16 protein-coding genes are annotated in these 17,866 nt (G+C 32.4%); 15 read left to right on the top strand and 1 reads right to left on the bottom strand.

Annotated features, from left to right (window positions below; all coding sequences use genetic code 11):
- The first annotated feature begins 385 nt into the window (after positions 1-385).
- The 15 genes from COE53_RS10300 (at position 386) to COE53_RS10235 (ending at position 16,882) form a co-directional block, all read left to right on the top strand.
- A complete protein-coding gene (locus COE53_RS10300) occupies positions 386-1,129 on the top strand; it encodes an SGNH/GDSL hydrolase family protein (RefSeq protein WP_286143665.1) in 744 nt (247 codons plus the stop codon).
- A gap of 216 nt (positions 1,130-1,345) precedes the next feature.
- A complete protein-coding gene (locus COE53_RS10295) occupies positions 1,346-2,389 on the top strand; it encodes an XdhC family protein (RefSeq protein ID WP_098947991.1) in 1,044 nt (347 codons plus the stop codon).
- On the top strand, positions 2,379-3,026 hold the full coding sequence (locus tag COE53_RS10290) for an NTP transferase domain-containing protein (protein ID WP_091021235.1): 648 nt from the start codon (positions 2,379-2,381) through the stop codon (positions 3,024-3,026). The genes COE53_RS10295 and COE53_RS10290 overlap by 11 nt, the downstream gene beginning before the upstream one ends.
- Positions 3,019-3,903 carry an FAD binding domain-containing protein gene (locus COE53_RS10285; protein ID WP_175495536.1) on the top strand — a complete coding sequence of 295 codons (885 nt, stop codon included), beginning with the start codon at positions 3,019-3,021 and terminating at the stop codon, positions 3,901-3,903. Before COE53_RS10290 ends, COE53_RS10285 begins: the two co-directional genes overlap by 8 nt.
- Before the next feature lie 11 nt (positions 3,904-3,914).
- A complete protein-coding gene (gene pucD / locus COE53_RS10280) occupies positions 3,915-6,179 on the top strand; it encodes a xanthine dehydrogenase subunit D (RefSeq protein ID WP_091021237.1) in 2,265 nt (754 codons plus the stop codon).
- Positions 6,180-6,189: 10 nt separating this feature from the next.
- Positions 6,190-6,696 (top strand): (2Fe-2S)-binding protein, encoded by a 507-nt coding sequence (locus COE53_RS10275; RefSeq protein ID WP_091021710.1) that lies wholly within the window; start codon positions 6,190-6,192, stop codon positions 6,694-6,696.
- A gap of 442 nt (positions 6,697-7,138) precedes the next feature.
- Positions 7,139-7,519: a PAS domain-containing protein gene (locus tag COE53_RS10270; RefSeq protein ID WP_175495537.1), complete on the top strand. Its 381-nt coding sequence runs from the start codon at positions 7,139-7,141 to the stop codon at positions 7,517-7,519.
- Positions 7,520-7,541: 22 nt separating this feature from the next.
- Positions 7,542-8,162, top strand: coding sequence for an ATP-binding protein (locus COE53_RS10265; protein ID WP_091021239.1), 621 nt, complete (start codon positions 7,542-7,544; stop codon positions 8,160-8,162).
- Positions 8,163-8,477: 315 nt separating this feature from the next.
- Entirely contained in the window at positions 8,478-8,600 is a 123-nt protein-coding gene (locus COE53_RS24320) for a hypothetical protein (protein WP_286143666.1), read from the top strand.
- A gap of 224 nt (positions 8,601-8,824) precedes the next feature.
- Positions 8,825-9,742 carry an alpha/beta hydrolase gene (locus COE53_RS10260; RefSeq protein WP_091021240.1) on the top strand — a complete coding sequence of 306 codons (918 nt, stop codon included), beginning with the start codon at positions 8,825-8,827 and terminating at the stop codon, positions 9,740-9,742.
- Between the two features lie 199 nt (positions 9,743-9,941).
- Positions 9,942-12,437 (top strand): transglycosylase domain-containing protein, encoded by a 2,496-nt coding sequence (locus COE53_RS10255; RefSeq protein ID WP_069032203.1) that lies wholly within the window; start codon positions 9,942-9,944, stop codon positions 12,435-12,437.
- Between the two features lie 71 nt (positions 12,438-12,508).
- Positions 12,509-12,985, top strand: a complete 477-nt coding sequence (locus COE53_RS10250) for a hypothetical protein (protein WP_069032204.1) — start codon at positions 12,509-12,511, stop codon at positions 12,983-12,985.
- A gap of 303 nt (positions 12,986-13,288) precedes the next feature.
- Complete coding sequence (locus COE53_RS10245) at positions 13,289-14,023, top strand: hypothetical protein (protein WP_069032205.1); 735 nt, start codon at positions 13,289-13,291, stop codon at positions 14,021-14,023.
- 8 nt (positions 14,024-14,031) lie between these two features.
- On the top strand, positions 14,032-15,714 hold the full coding sequence (locus COE53_RS10240) for a vWA domain-containing protein (protein ID WP_091021241.1): 1,683 nt from the start codon (positions 14,032-14,034) through the stop codon (positions 15,712-15,714).
- A 19-nt stretch (positions 15,715-15,733) separates the two neighbouring features.
- The gene (locus COE53_RS10235) at positions 15,734-16,882 is read left to right on the top strand and encodes a toxic anion resistance protein (protein ID WP_069032207.1); all 1,149 of its coding nucleotides are present in this window, start codon (positions 15,734-15,736) and stop codon (positions 16,880-16,882) included.
- Positions 16,883-16,965: 83 nt separating this feature from the next.
- Here the strand turns inward: COE53_RS10235 and COE53_RS10230 are convergent, their stop codons facing one another.
- Positions 16,966-17,862: an AraC family transcriptional regulator gene (locus tag COE53_RS10230; RefSeq protein ID WP_098947990.1), complete on the bottom strand. Its 897-nt coding sequence runs from the start codon at positions 17,860-17,862 to the stop codon at positions 16,966-16,968.
- Between the last annotated feature and the right edge of the window lie 4 nt (positions 17,863-17,866).

Genomic DNA, 17,866 nt, shown 5'->3' with positions numbered 1-17,866 from the left:
GAAGGCTGAGCCCCCGCAGGCTTGCCGAGGAGGCTCAGGTCTCGCCCCATGGAAAGGGCGAGCATCCTGTAGTGGAAATCAACAACACCCTTCTCCTTTACGAAAATTTGGTAATTAATTGACAAAGTTATTATCCAACAGCGTGAAAGAAGCTAATAAATACAGTTAGTTTTTTTATTTCTCAAATTTCATCTTTTATTATCAAATCTATGCTAAATGGTTACATGTTTTTGTTCTTTTAGACAAATAATTTAATAAAACACAATACCTATATATTTAGAGTATAATCCTGAAAATTGGTAATTTAAGTCTTGTATTACTACTTTTTACTAATCATAAAAAGAAGTTTAGTATCTTAATACACTTATTTAAGGGGGCGTATTTGTTGAAAAGAAAAAAAATTGTAATAACATTTCTTACTTTTGCGTTAGCAGGTTCTTTGTTTTCAAATACAGCACTTGCAAAAGAAGATAAAGTTAATACTTATGAAAAGATTGATCTAGTTGGTCTTGGAGATTCCATAACATTTGGTTTCAATCTAGGCACTAATAATAATATACCATCAAACTATGCGTTCCCATTTCTAATTGGTGAAAACGCAAACCTTGAAGTTCGTGATTTAGGCGTTCCAGGTTGGACGACAGCTAATCTTTTACAAGCAATAAAATATGATATCAACTTCAGACAATCAATAAGACATGCAGACTATATTACTTTGGATATAGGAAATAATGATTTGTTACATACTTTGAAAAAAAGTAATCATTTAGAACAACTTCCAGTTAAAATTGCTTCAATGATGCCAAAATTAACAGGAAATTTAAATGAAATAATTAAGGAAATTCGTGAACTTAGTGATGCTACGATTGTTTTGTACAATTTTTATAATCCATTTCAAGTAAATAATCAACCGATGCATAAACTTTCAAATCAAATATTATCTTTCATCATTAATCCTAAAATTGCTAGCATTGCAGATAAATACAAAAATGTAAAAATAGCTGATGCTTTTTCTGCGTTTGATGAAAAACAAGCAACGTATGTTAGACAGGGAGATATACATCCAACTAAAGATGGACAAACTGTACTAGCTAATATTGGAAAGAACGCGCTAGGTATAAAAAAATAAAAATTTTGTATTAAGTTTATATTTTTCAATTTAACTTACTTAAATTTATCGATTAACCATTGATTATGGTTAATCTTTTTTTATTGTAGTTATTATTTATGTTAATTAATTTTGTATGGAGACATAACACATTCATCATAGAACTATATATTAATATTTACTAAAAAAATGCCGTTTGGATTATGAATCAGTGATTTTATATTTAGGAGTGATCTAATGGAAAGTATCCATGAGATACTAAATGAAATTACATCAGCTAAAGAGGGTGATGTATTAGCGACTATTATTCATGTAGAAGGCTCAGCATACCGGAAAGAAGGAGCTTCTATGTTATTTAAGGGAAATGGGAAAGAGGTTGGCTTACTAAGTACCGGTTGCCTTGAAGCAGATTTGTCATATCGAGTTCAAGAAACAAGAGTAAGAAAAACACCTCAAACTGTTACCTATGACATGAGTGCAGAGGATGATTTAACATGGGGAAATGGAGCAGGGTGTAACGGAATTATTACTGTGCTTTTAGAGCCAATTGATGAAAGTATGTTTAATTTACTAACTAAATTAAAAAGATTCTTATTAAATGGTATGAGTGTATCGATGATGAAAATTTTATTTGATGATTGTAATGAAGTTGAAACTTTATTCCTCGTGGATGAACAGACCTTTTTTGGAAATTGTAATGAAAGAAAATTAGATCAGGTTAAAAGTGCTCTTAATGAATTACATTATACTAATCAAAAAAGTGGGTTACGAATGATTAAACCGCTTAAAACTAATACGTATCTACATACTTTTTATCCAAAGCCTCGATTATTCGTGTTCGGAGCAGGTAAAGATGCGATTCCTTTAGTAAAACTTGCATCTTTAGCAGGATTCTTTGTAACGATAACCGATTGGCGTGCAGATCTTTGCTCTAAAGAATACTTTCCAGACGCAGATCAAATTCTTGTGGGCTTTCCGAGCGAAATCATACCAAGACTTCAATTGACTGCTTCTGATTCTGCTATAATCATTACCCATCAATTCCAAAAAGACAAGGAAATAGTAAATCATATTTTAAATATTCATCTTAAGTATTTAGGAGTTCTAGGTGGAAAAAAACGAATACAACGACTTTTGGAAGGTAAAAAAGTAGATACAGAAATAAACAGTCCAGCTGGCCTGCAAATTGGTGCTGAAGGCCCAGAAGAGATTGCAATCAGTATTGTTGGTGAATTAATTCAACGACAAAGAATAAAGAAGATATCTAAGTATGAAGAATAGTAGAATCGTTGCAATTTTACTTGCTGCAGGTAGTAGTAAAAGAATGGGACAGAATAAAATGTCACTTCCATTAGGTAATTCTACAATTGGAAGTATCGGTTTACGTACATTTATCAATTCTAATATTGACCATGTTTTTGTCGTAACAAAAGAAGATGATTCACTAAATTGGATTAGCAAAGATCTTTTTCAAGAACCTTATAAAGATTTATGGACACATGTTCCATGCGCAAGTGCTAACAAGGGACAATCATATTCTCTAAAATGTGGTGTAACTCAAACCCTAGAATCAAAGCCTTTAGGGATCATGATCCTCCTAGCAGACCAACCTTTTTTATCAATCCAAACGATTAATGAATTACATCAAATTTATTTAAATCGTGTTAGTGAGAATTCAACAATTCCTTTTTTAGCAGCAAGCTTCCAAGGCGTTCCTAGACCCCCTATTATCCTATCGCTAAATACGATACCTGAGTTATTCATGTTAAATGGAGATGAAGGAGCAAGAGCAATTATTCAGAATCATACTAATCTAGAAGATTTTTTAGTTGAATTTGAGAATAAGTGGGATTTTTTCGATATCGATACAAAAGAGGCGTATGATGTAGCGAAAGGAGTTGATTTTATTTGTGATTAGAAAAGGAGATGAGACCCTTAATAAGCAAGCCGTTTGGTTTCCAGATACACTTGAGAAAACATACAAATTAAAGCGGCAATATTATTATAATTCATGCCTTATTGCGGGAGGAACTCTTTTACAAACTGAATGGGAAAAGGGAATTCAGTGTCCGGAAAATATAATAAGTATAGAAAACATTAAAGAATTGAAGGAAATTGAATTAGTGACAAAATATGGGCAATCTTTTATCCAAATTGGAGCTTTAACAACTTTAGATTGTTGTAGGAATAATCCAATCTTCCTTGAAAATGTCCCAATCTTAGTGGAAGCTGTTCGCAATATTGCATCTCCAGCCATTCGTAACAGAGCAACAATCGGGGGGAATGTTGCAAATGGATATGGTGATGTCATTCCGGCATTATTAGTATTGGATGCAAGTCTGTTATTGTATGATGGAGACAAAATTAAAGTAAAAAAATTAACAGAATGTATAAAAGAAAAGAACTTTTTATTAAATTCTATCCTCGTGAGTATTACTATTCCTGTTCAAAAAAAGAAAACTAGTGAAAATTATTTCTATAAAAAAATAGGATTAAGAGAGAATTTTTGTCAAAGTATAGTGAGTATCTGCGGTTATTTCAAAACCGGCAAAAAAAAGGTAATCGAAAAAGTTCACTTAGCAGTTAGTGGTAGCTCTTTTTTGCCCCAAAGGTTAAATCGTACAGAAGAGCTTATTAAAGAGTTACTCCTTCCACCATTTCAATTCAATGAAATAGCTCAGTCAATCAAAAAGGAATTCAATCCTCCTTCTGATCATTTTTCATCTTCGAACTATAAACAGGACATTACAATTAATATTATAGTTTCCGAGATTGCTAAACTAAGTAGTAAATGAGAGGTGATTGAATGCGTAAAGATTTGACCCCTACCAATAAGGAAAGAAGAATTCGTCCTGATGGTTTAAACAAGGTGACCGGAAATCTGAAATATCTTACGGACCTTTCCTTTCCAAAAATGTTATATGCGAAAGTATTAAGAAGTACAGAGCCACATGCTGAAATCTTATCTATTTCAATTGAAGAAGCTGAAAAAATTTCGGGTGTTAAAGCTATTGTTACTTATAAGGATATTCCAGGTTTAAATGGTTTTGGTCTGATCGTTCCTGACCAACCTGTTTTTTGTAAAGACCGGGTAAGGTATATCGGTGATGCAATTGCAGCAATCGCCGCTGATTCAGAAGAAATCGCTGAAAAGGCATTAAAGTTGATAAAAGTGGAATATAGAAAGCTACCTGTTATTGATAGCCCTGAAATGGCCCTTCGCCTTGATGCTCCTAAATTACATGAACAAGGAAATATTTTACATCAGTCTAAATATCAAAAAGGTGATGTTGACGAGGGGTTTCGAGAATGTAGTACGATTATTGAAGAAACATATGAGTTACCTAGGCAAATGCATGCATATATGGAAACAGAAGGTGGAGTAATTGTCCCTGAAATAAATGGGGATTTAACGGTGTATGTTGGAACACAGCATGGTTTTAAAGATCGATTTCAATTGGCCAGGATTCTAAATATGCCAGAAGAAACAATTCGAATTATCTCTAGCCCAATGGGTGGTTCATTTGGAGGGAAAGATGAATTAAATATTCAACCATACGGTGCATTGTTAGCTCTAAAAACTAAATGTCCAATAAAAATTCACCAAAGTAGAAGCGAATCTGTTAAGTCTGGATTAAAACGACATCCAATGAAAATTACAATGAAAACAGGTGTAAACGCAATTGGAGAAATTAAAGCACATAAAGTAAAAATTATTGCTGATACAGGTGCATACGCAACATTAGGTCCTGCAGTATTAGATTTTGCTATTGAACATGCATCAGGACCTTATATCATATCTAATATTGAAATTGAAGGGTGTTCAGTATTTACAAATAATGGAGTTGCTGGTGAATTTAGAGGATTTGGAGGAAATCAAATTACGTTTGCTCTTGAGGGTCAAATCGAACGAATTGCTGAAAAGCTTAATATGGATCCAATCGAATTTCGTTTAATAAATCTAAGAAAAACAAATGATTTAGGCCCATTAGGTCAAAAAATCGTACCAACAAACAGTGCTTATGATGTATTAAATCGAATATGTAATACACCTCTATTAAATAAAAATGAGCATAATCAGAATTGGAAGGTTTATGGAAAAGGTATTGCGATCACAATGCATGGTGGGGGACTTGGGGTCGACAGAATAGACCCAGCGGGAGGTCGGTTATCGTTTACTCGAAAAGGTAAAATAGAAGCAGCTTTTGGATTTGAAGAATGTGGTCAAGGTATTCTAGCTGTAATTGAAACATTATTAATCGATGAATTTAATTGTTCTGAACAAGATATTAATATTATTATAGGTGATACTGAATTGGTGCCAATTAGTGGTTCTTCTACAGCATCGAGAGCTACAAGCATGGTGTGGCATTCTTTAAAAAGAATGGAAGCTTCATTTAAGATCCAAGTTCTTGAACTAGCTCAAAAGGTTACTAGATTACCGATTAACTTTCTTGAAATGGGACCTAAAGGGATTTGGCTAAAAGTTAACGATAGAGAAGAAAAATTTATTATGACGTATAAAGAGCTTGCTCAAAAATTGCCTCAAAAACAAGATATAATCGTTCAGACATCTTTTGATTTTCCGATAAGTCCTGATGCTACTGTTGGAGGTAGTCACTATCTTTATTCTTTCGCATCCGTTTTGGCACAAGTAGAAGTAGACCTTTTGACTGGAAAAACCAAGATCATTGGATTAGACCAAGTAGTTGCTGCTGGTCCAGTTGTCAATCTTTTAGGTTATAAAGGTCAAATCGAGGGTGGAGGTGTTATGGCATTAGGGTATACATTGATGGAAGATTCGATAATGGAAAAAGGTAAATACATTTCTGATAACTTTGATACGTATTTAATACCAACAATTTGTGATGTTCCATCTAAATTAAATGTAGTCCCAATAGAAAATCTTGTTGAAGAAGATTCATTTGGACCTAGAGGAGTTGGAGAAATCGGAACAGTTGCTGTTGCTCCTGCAATTGCTAGGGCAATTTTCGACGCGACAGGATGTTGGATCAATAAATTACCAATTTCCCCAGAATATTTATTGCAATTAATAAATTCAAGGAGATGAGCTAATGGGTATGAATAAATATGATCAAGATCAACCTATTCATTTACTTGAACTAAATTTAAAAATAAATAATAAGGAAAAGCAATTATATGTTTCACCTACCAAACGTCTAATTGACATTTTAAGAGATGAATTAAAACTGACGGGAACTAAAATCTCATGTGAAATTGGTCGGTGTGGGGCATGTGCGGTTCATATGGATAATAAATTAGTTAATTCTTGTCTGATGATGGCCTATCAAGTAAATAATACATCAATTTGTACAATTGAAGGAATAGCAGAAAAAGGGCTCCACCCGATTCAATTATCTTTCTTAGAAGAGGGCGGATATCAATGTGGATATTGCACTCCAGGTATGATAATGGCTGTAAAAGCGCTTCTTGATACAAATTCAAATCCTACAGATGAAGAAATAAATGAAGCTTTATCAGGTAATTTATGTAGATGTACAGGATACACAGGAATAAAACGGTCGATCCAAAAAGCAATTAAACTCATTAATAAGAATGATAGTTAAATTCTTTTAAAGTAAAAAAATTATACTCATTTAAAACTTTTCCTTCTATAATTCACCTATTGTTCATAGGGAAAATATGAGGGGATTTTTTGTGTTTTGAGCTATTTTAAATTTCCATTTGGTGCATTTGTTGTTTTTTGCATTTTTAAAATAATAAGTAACCGGGTGCTCAATAATAATTTTTATATATTGTTCTATTTATATTGTTTACTAATGATCATAATAAAGAGAACCTCAAAAGGGTGGATTTTTTCCTGGATTTAGTATAAAGAAAGAAGTAAAAAGAGTATCTTTTAAGTAATGTAATGAAATTATAAATTTAATTTTGTTTGTATCTAACTGAATAATGGGATAAGTGTTTATTTCTGAAAATTCAGAAATATGATATTCTAAAATAAACTGGTTAGATTTTTTATTAGTCATCAAAAAAGGAAGGGGTATGATGACTTTGGTTTCAAATAGTAATTTATCATTAAATAAAGAAAATCAATTAATTAATCATGTTGACCTACATGAAGTTTTTAATAACATGGCGGAAGGATGTTACTATTTAAATTCGAAAATGGAATTTGTTTTTATAAATAAGGCTGCTGAAGCGATGATTGAAAAGCCCAAAAAGGAGTTAATCGGCGTTTGTATGTGGAATGCATTACCTAATTATGTGAATACAGATGTTTATCACTATTACAATAAGGCCTATAATGAACAAAAAATCCAGTCATTTGAAACAATAACGGAGTATTCACTTATTCCATATGAAATTAAGGTGATACCCGATCAGAATGGGATACTAGCTATTTTTAGTAATATATCTGAGAGATGAAAAACTAAAAATAATAGGAGAAATGGCTGCTGGTGTAGCGCACGAAATTAGAAATCCTCTTACTACAGTAAAGGGATTTTTACAATTAGGATTACAAAATAAAGACTTTGAAAGCTATAGTCAAATATTTGAATTAATGATCGATGAAATTAATCGGGTAAATGCAATTATTACTGAATTTCTCGATATTGCAAAGAAAAGGCCTAACAAGCTTGAAGAACATAATTTAAATCAAATAATAAATACTTTATATCCATTTCTTGAAACTAGAGCATTAAAAGAGGACAAACTCATTATAAGAGAGCTAAATGAAATTCCTAATTTAATCATTGATCAAAATGAAATCCGACAGCTACTTTTAAATATGGTTAGTAATTCCTTAGATGCAATGGATGTTAGAAAAATTGTAAAAATACATACTTATATTGAAGACGATAAAATTGTTATGTCAATTAATGATGAAGGAACTGGGATTCCACCTGAAATAATCGAGAGAATTTCCACACCATTTGTCACATCAAAAGAAAATGGAACTGGATTGGGATTAGCAATTTGTTATGCGATTGCAAAGCGAAATAACGCAACCATTGATTTTACAACTAGTGACAATGGTACGAATTTTAATATTAGATTTAATAGATGAGTGCTTTTCGTTAAAAATAATTTTGTTAAAATTAAATATAAATTAATAGCTTTTTTCGCATAATAAGTTGCTATAAGTAATTATAAATTTATATATAATTTGGAGATAATTGATGACGGCAACGATTCGGCAAATAACGTAATTGTTGCCATTACACTTTTTAGTATTAACTAATTGTTTCATGCTCCATGATATCTCAAATGCAACTTTGTGAATTTTATCACAAGAAAATACATAATATCGAGAATTAATCCTAAACTTTATATGTTAAATTTAACTTGTGAAAATCATAACAAATATAAAGGTGGTAATCTTATGTTCTTAGTAATCGGATTTTGTGCAATGCTATTATTTTATTTAGTCGCAATCACAACATTAGTTATTTTAACATATAGACAAGGACCACAAGATTGTATAATGGAAGACATCAGAAATTAGCACGTAAGTAAATTTTTAAAGTTAATCTAAAGTTCATTAAATGGGGTGCCTAAAAATTCGGTGTAACTGAAATTTCGGCACCCCTTATTTATTGATTAACAGGAACTTAAAAAGATACAATTAATACATAAATAAAATTTGATTAAGACTAACAAAGTCTAACATATTTCATACTTTAAATAGAAGAACTTCTATTGGGCTACCAGACAAAAGGAGTGTGCAAGATGGAACGGAAAAAAATAAATAAGCTTTTAATTTGGATGTTAATTTTGTCTCCGTTTTTATTCTTCCTAATACCGATATTAGTCGGTTTAATTTTAACGCATCCATTTAGACGAAAAACCGAACAAACCCCTGCCGATTACAATTTGCAATTTGAAGAGGTTGAATTTAAGAGTAATCTTGATCAAGTTGTGCTAAGAGGATGGTGGATACCAGCAAAAAATTCAACATCTAAAACTGTTATAACTGCACACGGGTATACAGATGAACGAAGTCAAAAAAAGATTAATGGTCTTCGAATTGTCCAATCAATCCATGATCAAGGGTATAATGTATTGATGTTTGACTTCCGTAATAGTGGAAAATCAGGTGGACGAACAACAGGAATTGGATATTATGAGCAGCATGATTTATCGTCGGCAGTCGAATATGTGATTAATCAACGAAATCAACTTGAAATTGTTTTGCTTGGATGGAGTATGGGTGGTGCGACATGTTTATTAGTTGGCAGTCTTCATCCGCAAATTAAAGGAGTTATTGCAGATAGCCCATTTCATGATTTACAAACTTATTTGGAAGATAATTTAAGTGTTTGGTCAAAATTACCTAAAAAACCGTTTACTTCAATCATTTTACGTTCGATGAAACACCTATTAAAGATTGATCCAAAAGAAGTGTCTCCAGTCATATCAGTTCAAAAAGGAAATTCTACAAATTATTTATTAATTCATGGAAAAAATGATTTGAAAGTACCATTCAGTAGTAGTGAAATGATTTATGAACAAATCCCTAATGAAAACGAAAAAACATTATGGCTAACAGAACATGGACATATTACAACATTTATTGAAGAACCTGAACCATATATGAAGAGAGTAATTGATTTTATTGAAAAGACGTTTTCGTCTAATGCAAATTAAATAACTAATTAGATTTTGTAAAACAGATGAACCTTAAAGAGCGGTTTATCTGTTTTTTTATTTGAGGAAGATATTCTTCAGTACATGTACATGAAAGTAGAGCGTGTAGAAAATACTATTATTACTAAATTGGTTTAAATAAAAAGTATAATTTTTGCCCCAAAAAGCTCTATTTTACTAAAAAGGCAGGCGAACTAAGATGGCAAATGAATATCGTTCGCGAGAAGAACGTAAACGGCTGGAAAAGCCTTCTAAAATTTCCAATAAGTCTGAAGGCTTATGGAAAAAAATTACTGTAACATTATTATCAATCGTAATTGTTTTCATACTGATTGGTGTAGGAATATTTTCATATTTAGTTAGCGGAGCACCCGCACTAGATGAATCAAAACTTAAAGTACCGCTATCTTCGACTATTGTCGATAAGGATGGCAAAGTAGTAGCCGAATTAGGTAGAGAACAACGAACAAAAGTGTCCTACAATGAAATTCCAAAGGTTGTAGAGGACGCATTTATTGCCACTGAAGATGTGCGGTTTTATAAACATAAAGGCGTAGACATTCGACGGGTATTTGGTGCAGTTTTAGCCAATATTACTGGAGGTTTTGGATCACAAGGTGGAAGTACAATCACCCAGCAAGTAGTAAAAAACTCATTTTTATCTTCTCAAAAAACAATTAAGCGTAAAGTTCAGGAAATGTACTTAGCATTTAAATTAGAACAAAGATACTCTAAACATCAAATATTAGAAATGTATTTAAATAAAGTTTACTTTTCAAATGGTCTTAAAGGGCGAGGAGTATATGGGGTAGCTAAAGCTTGTGAAACTTATTTTAGTAAAGATTTATCTAAAATTACATTGCCAGAAGCAGCAACTTTAGCAGGTATGGTGAAGGCCCCAAATAGCTATAATCCTGCAAAGCACCCTACACAGTCACAAAATCGTAGAAATACGGTTTTAAGTCAAATGAAAAAATATGGTTATATTACAGAGGAACAATATACAACTGCAAAAGCAATACCAATGAAATCATTAGTAAAGGTACATGAATCTGGTGGTACAAAATACAATTCATTTATCGATGTAGTCGTAAACGAAGTAGAAAAAAACAGTGATGCAAATGTTTATACAGATGGGCTAACGATTGAAACTACATTAGATCCTAAAGCTCAAGATAAAGCTGATGAAATATTAAGTAGGGGAAAAAGCTTCTATCCGAGTGATGAATTTCAAACTGGCTTTGTATTATTAGATACGAAATCAGGTGAAATTCGAGCAGTAGGTGCTGGTAGAAATACAAGTACTGGTGGTTTAAACTTTGCAACTGATATTAAAAGACAGCCGGGATCTTCGATTAAACCTATACTTGATTACGGTCCAGCTATTCAGTATTTAAAATGGTCAACTTTTCATCAAATTCTTGACGAACCTTATACATATTCTAATGGGACACCTATTAGAAACTGGGATCGCAAATACAAAGGTAATATTTCAATTCGATTAGCATTAGTCGATTCTCGAAATATTCCTGCATTAAAGACTTTCCAGGCTGTAGGAAGTGATCGCTCTAGAGAATTTGGGAATGGTTTAGGGTTTAATTTTTCGAAAAATACATATTATGAATCTTATTCTATTGGAGGATTCACAGGTGTATCAGCAATGGAGATGGCAGGAGCTTATGCTGCATTTGGAAATAGTGGAATTTATAATAAGCCTCACTCCGTTAAAAAAATTATTTATCCTGATAAAACTGAAAAAGTATTTGCAACTGAGCCTAAACAAGTAATGAGTGATTATACTGCATATATGGTAACAGATATGCTTCGCGATGTAGTAAAAACACCACTTGGTACTGGTAAGAGAGCAAATGTACCAGGGCTTGATATGGCAGGTAAAACAGGTACGACAAACTATTCTGATGAAGTAAAACAAAAATACGGATTTCCGGATAACGCAACTCGTGATAGTTGGTTTATAGGATATTCTTCAGATGTTACAATGGCTGTTTGGACTGGGTATGAAAAAAATAAAAAGAATAACTTTCTTGGTAAAGGTTCAACGAATATTGCCAAATACATTGCAAGAGATATGTTAGCTGCAAATGGTGATCGAAACGCAATATTTAGAAAACCTTCATCGGTTGAAGAAATTCGAAATGAATTATACATTCGTGGAGAAAAAGTAGATGATATTCCAAAAGATATTGTGATTGAGTCTGCAAAAAATGTTAAGGCGAATTATGATCCTGTTACAAGTAATATTTCATTAAATTGGACGTATCCTGCAAATCTGCTTCAAAAAACCTCTTTTGAAGTAAGTTATACTGTAAATGGTGCAGCGGGACAAACTCAAAAAATTCAAGGTACAGCAACAAGTATTAATGGAATTGTCCCTGGAGATATTGTAAAAATAGCGATTGTTGCTATGAGTGCTGAAGGTAAGAGTGGACCTGTTACAGTTACTGTTGATTTATCTTCACCTGAACAACCAACTACTCCACCTGTAAATGAAGGTGGACAAGGAAATGGAAATGGACAGGGAAATGGAAATGGACAAGGAACTGGAAATGAGCAAGGGAATGGAAACGGGACAGGAGAAGGTACGAAGCCAGGTGATCAAACGCCGGGTACAGGAGGAGCGAATGGAGATAATATTGTAAATCCAATCGTACCTAATCCTAAAAATCCACATTAAATCTAAAATTAAAACGCATTGAGAAATATCAATGCGTTTTTTTAAAGTGATCATGTTAAAGGAGTTTTAAAATGGAAGATAAAATAAGGATTAATATTTTTTTAAAAGAGTCGGATAATCCATACGCTAGTTATTATAGCGAAGACGATTTACACTTAAGCTCTGATTTAGAAGATTTTATATTATCTAAACTACATAGTGCTAAAAGAAAAAATATAGAGCTACTATTTGGTGGTCAAAATAATTTTGATGAACATTCATTAAAAACTGCGACGTTAAACTCTTTTTCTAACCTCATGAAAACTGATGAACGGATTTATGCTAGAAATATTAAAAAGACAATTATTTTATTTGTTTTTGGTATTATTATCGGCATCTTATATTTAAAGCTTCAAAAAAGTCACGCCTATATCGGAGGCATATTAAGCATAGTATGTTGGGTATTTATTTGGTCAGGTACAGAAGTATATTTTTTTGATAATATGCAAATTAAACAAAAGATTAATAAGTGTAAGAACATTCTTAATGCAAATATTTACAAAAAATGAGAATGCTGATGCCCCCGAAAAGTCGGGGGATTAATTTAGCTATTGGACTGGTGGTTAAATAAAGTAAACTACAATTAGCATATTCTTAGGACAAAAAAAGGTTGGGAAAAAATGAAGAGATAGGGTGTCTAACAAGCTTTTAGTACAAACTTAAAGACTGCTTAGCGGTCTTTTTTTTTGTTTAATAAAAAAATCAATTGTAAAAAAATTTAAGCCAAGTCATTAATTATTAAACTAAAAAATCAGAATGATAAATATAAATGAGTAATAGAGCATAAATAGAGTATAGCGGAGGAGTGAAAGATGATAAAGGGATTAAAATTAGTGGGGCTAATCGCTTTCATTACGATTTTGAACGTGATTGTATTTTCTCCAGGTTTAATCGGAATCCAATTAATTAATGCGAGTGCATTTCAAACTGCATTTGGGATATCGTTCATAATAGCGAATTTGTTAGTACTTCTATTTAGTATGTTTCAACTATATTTCAAGCCTGTTAAAGATAAGCCAATTAAACAGCTAAAAACAAATGAAGATTTCGTTCTTGCTTTAAGTCGGTATAAAAATAGTAAAGTACTAAAAGAAGATATTATTACTTCAATTGAGCAAATCGAACGAATGAAAAAGAAAAAAGGCGTATTTTATAACTTATTAGCAGATCGATTTTCTCCAACCGAAATTACATACAACAAGTTTGCATCTGTTGTGGACGAGGTTGAAACATTATTTTATTTAAGAATAAGAAACATCATAAACAAGATTAGTACTTTTGATGAACTTGAATATAAAAAAATAAAGGGGAAAGATGGATTACGGTACTCAAAGTCATTAATTCAAGAGAAAACAAATCTTTTTAATGAATACATTAAATTCGTAAAAAGAGCAATTGAAATGAATGAAGAGATTCTTGTTAATATTGATAAATTAATTTTAGAAATTTCAAGACTTGATGAAATCGGAATCGATGATATTGAAAAAATGGAATGTATGAAAGAAATCGATTCGTTAATTCAACAAACAAAATATTATAGGCAATGAATGAAAGGATGATAACAATGAGGAAGTTTCTTTTTGCATCTATTGCAGTGATCGTTGTAGTTTTTCTTCTTGTCTATATTGGAGTCAATATGACTTCAGGGGATAAGGTTGTGAAAATTACTGATAAAAATAAAAATCAGCAATTAGCTAAAATGATAGAAAAAATAAATATTTCGAAAGCAAAACCAATTAAAGGTCAAATTGACTTAAGTACAGCTGATGTAGCAAGTGAACTCCCCGATATTTCAAAATTTCCTGTATCCGTAGACAATACGACTGAAAGTTTTGTTGAAATTTTTTCATCTACTGAAAAATCAAGTGATGGAAAAAATGGTTGGCTAAATGAGGTCGCAAATAAGTTTAATGATGCAAAATTCAATCTAAACGGTAAGCAAGTATCTGTAAAAATTAGAAACATTGCATCTGGTACTGCAACAGATTTTATTAAAACTGGTAAATATGTTCCTGATGCCTTTACACCTTCAAATGAACTTTGGGGTCAAATGATCACAGCAAGCGGTATTCAAACAAAAACCGTATCCTCGCGTTTAGTTGGGAATGTTCCTGGAATTGTCATTTCAAAAACAAAATATAATGAGTTAATGAAAAAGTACAGTAAAGTCGATCCGAAAACCGTTATCGAAGCGATGACAAAAAATGAACTATCAATGGGATATACTGATCCATTTACTAGTTCAACAGGATTAAATTTTTTAGTTACGACTTTAAATTCTTTTGATTCAAAAGATGTATTAAGCGATACTGCTGTGAGAGGGTTTGAACGCTTTCAAGCAAATGTACCGTTCACTGCATCTACGACTCTACAAATGAGTGATGCAGCAGAATCGGGCGTGCTGGATGCATTTGTCTTAGAATATCAAACATTTGTTAATTCACCAGATTTAAAAAATAGTTACGAGTTTATACCATTTGGAGTGCGTCACGACAGTCCACTTTATGCTTTAGGGAATTTATCAAAAGAGAAAATGGATATTTTGAAAAAATTTGCTGAATTTACTGGTCAAAATAATCTTCAATCACTTGCGAAACAAGATGGGTTTAATGGGTTAAACAATTACAAATCAGAGCTTAAAACGATCGATGGGGATACATTAAGTGCTGCACAGAAGCTTTGGAAAGGAAAGAAAAATACTTCAAATCCAATTGCTGCGGTTTTTGTAGCCGATGTTTCAGGTAGTATGGATGGCAAACCATTAAATGAGCTAAAAGAATCATTACTTAAAGGACAAAAATATTTAGGAAGAGATAATAGTATTGGCTTAATCTCATACTCTGCTGATGTTACGATCAATCTTCCAATTGCAAAATATGATGCCAATCAACAGTCAAAATTTGTTGGTGCAGTATCTAGCCTCGATGCAAGTGGAGATACAGCAACAAACGATGGAATCCTTGTAGCAATTAATATGCTGAAAGATGAAATGAAAAAAAATCCAAATGTAAGACCGCTTATTTTTGTCCTAACCGATGGGGAGACCAATCACGGGAATTCATTAAAAAATGTAAAAGGAATTATAAAAGCATATAAAATTCCAATTTATACGATTGGTTATAACGCCAATATTAAAGCGCTTGAAAGTATTTCCAATATTAACGAAGCTGCGAATATTAATGCAGATTCAGATGACGTAATCTATAAAATTCGTAATCTCTTTAATGTTCAACTTTAATTAGTAGGAGGATTTAAGCATGTCATTTTCTATGCAAGTTGTAAATGAAGAGGAAATCAAAGCAGTAATAGAAGAGCAAGTAAAGCCTGTACCAGAGGAATTAATGAAATTAAAGGCAACAGCGGATGCAAATGTAGCGATGATTATGGAAATAGACACTGTTTCAAAAGAAACATACGAAAAACGAAAGGAAATTCTTCAATCTATCGAATCATTTGGATTACAGACAATGAAATCTTCTTCGAATAAAAATTCTCTTCTAAAGGTTTCACTTGGTCAACTTGCTAAAAGTGGAGACGAAGGAGGGCAAGTTGCAAAAGGATTATCAGAGCTCCAAGTTCAATTAAAAGATTTAGATCCAAGTGTAATTAATTTTACAAAGTCGGGTTTTTTAGGTAAGTTATTTAATCCTATTCGTTCATATTTTCAAAGATTTGAAAAAGCAGATGTTGCAATCGCAGATATTGTAAAGTCTCTTGATAAGGGTAAAAAAATTCTTGAAAATGATAATACGACATTAGAGCATGAACAATTATCACTTCGTATGCTTTCAAAAACGCTAGAAAAAGAAATCCAACTTGGAACATTAATGGATGAGTCAATTGAAAACCAGATTGAAAAAGCAAAAATTGAAGGGGAAGATCAAGAAAAAATTAAATTCATCTCAGAGGAAGTTCTTTATCCGTTACGACAACGAGTCATGGACCTACAGCAAATGTTAGTTGTCAATCACCAAGGAGATATGTCATATGAAGTTGTTATTCGGAATAATCGTGAATTAATCCGTGGAGTTGAACGTGCAAAAACAGTAACGATTTCCGCACTGAATACAGCTGTAACGGTAGCAAGTGCTCTATATAATCAAAAAATCGTTTTACAAAAAATCACTGCTTTAAATCAAACAACAAATACAATTATTGAAGGTACTTCTAGATTATTAAAGGAGCAAGGAGTTGCAATCCAAAAGCAAGCAATGGAATCAGCGGTATCGGTTGAAACACTAAAAACCTCATTCACAAACGTCATATCAGCATTTGAATCGATTAGTACATTTAAACAAGAAGCTTTGCCAAAAATGCGTCAAACAATTTTACAATTTCAAGAATTAGCTGAAGTCGGTTCACAACAGATTCAAAGACTTGAAAAAGGGGACCGAATCGGATTATAGAAGATACTGGAAAAAGATAAATAAGATGCAAAAAAACTAAGATTGATAGAATCTTAGTTTTTTGCTTTCCCATTTTAACTAGGTTATTTCGCTCTCATTCGTTTAAGATCTTCTTTTGGCGGAAAACCAAATAATCGAGAATATTCCCTACTGAACTGGGATGGACTCTCATACCCTACTCGGAATGCTACTTCTTGTGCATCTGAAGATTCAGACAGTAATAAAAGTCGCGCTTCCTGCAACCTTAAGTGCTTCTGAAATTGTAGGGGACTCATTGCAGTTACGTCTTTAAAATGTCTATGTAAGGAAGAAACGCTCATATTTGCGATTTCTGCAAGCTCATCAATTCGTAAAGACTTATAAAAATTCGCTTTAATTTGTTCAATAACTTCATTAATTCGATTAGTTGTGCTACCTTCGATGGCTATTTGTTGCAATATATTCCCATTCTGTCCACGCAATACTCTATAGAGAATTTCTTTTGTAAAAATAGGTGCAAGAAATGGGATATCTTCAGGTGATTCCGTTAAACGGGCCAATCTAATCACTGCATCTAAAATTGAACCTTCTAACTCGTTAACAAAAATCGCTCGTTTAGCAATTTCCTTTGAATTAGTGGGAATTTTAGTATCAGTTAAAATTTCCAAGATTTGACCTGGATTAAATTCAAGTTTTAAAGCTAGATATAGAGCGCTTGGAGTAGCTTCAATAACTTGGCCTGTAACTGGTAAATCAACGGATGCTACTAAATAATTTCCAGGTCCATATTTAAAACTTTCATTACCTAGTAATAATTCCTTTTTACCAGAAACAACTATACATAGCGACGGCTTATAGACCCTGTATTTAGGATCAGTAATCGTAGACTCCCGAATGAAAAATAATGAGTTAATTGAGGTCTCGTTAACACCTTCATGACTAGTATTGCGATCAATAATTTGGATTAGTTCGCTTAGATAAGAAACGTTAATTTCAGACATATAG

Source organism: Bacillus sp. AFS029533 (assembly GCF_002585125.1).
Classification (GTDB): domain Bacteria; phylum Bacillota; class Bacilli; order Bacillales; family Bacillaceae_G; genus Gottfriedia; species Gottfriedia luciferensis_B.
Note: the sequence above shows the minus strand (reverse complement) of the source record. Positions and strands in the feature narration are given on the sequence as shown.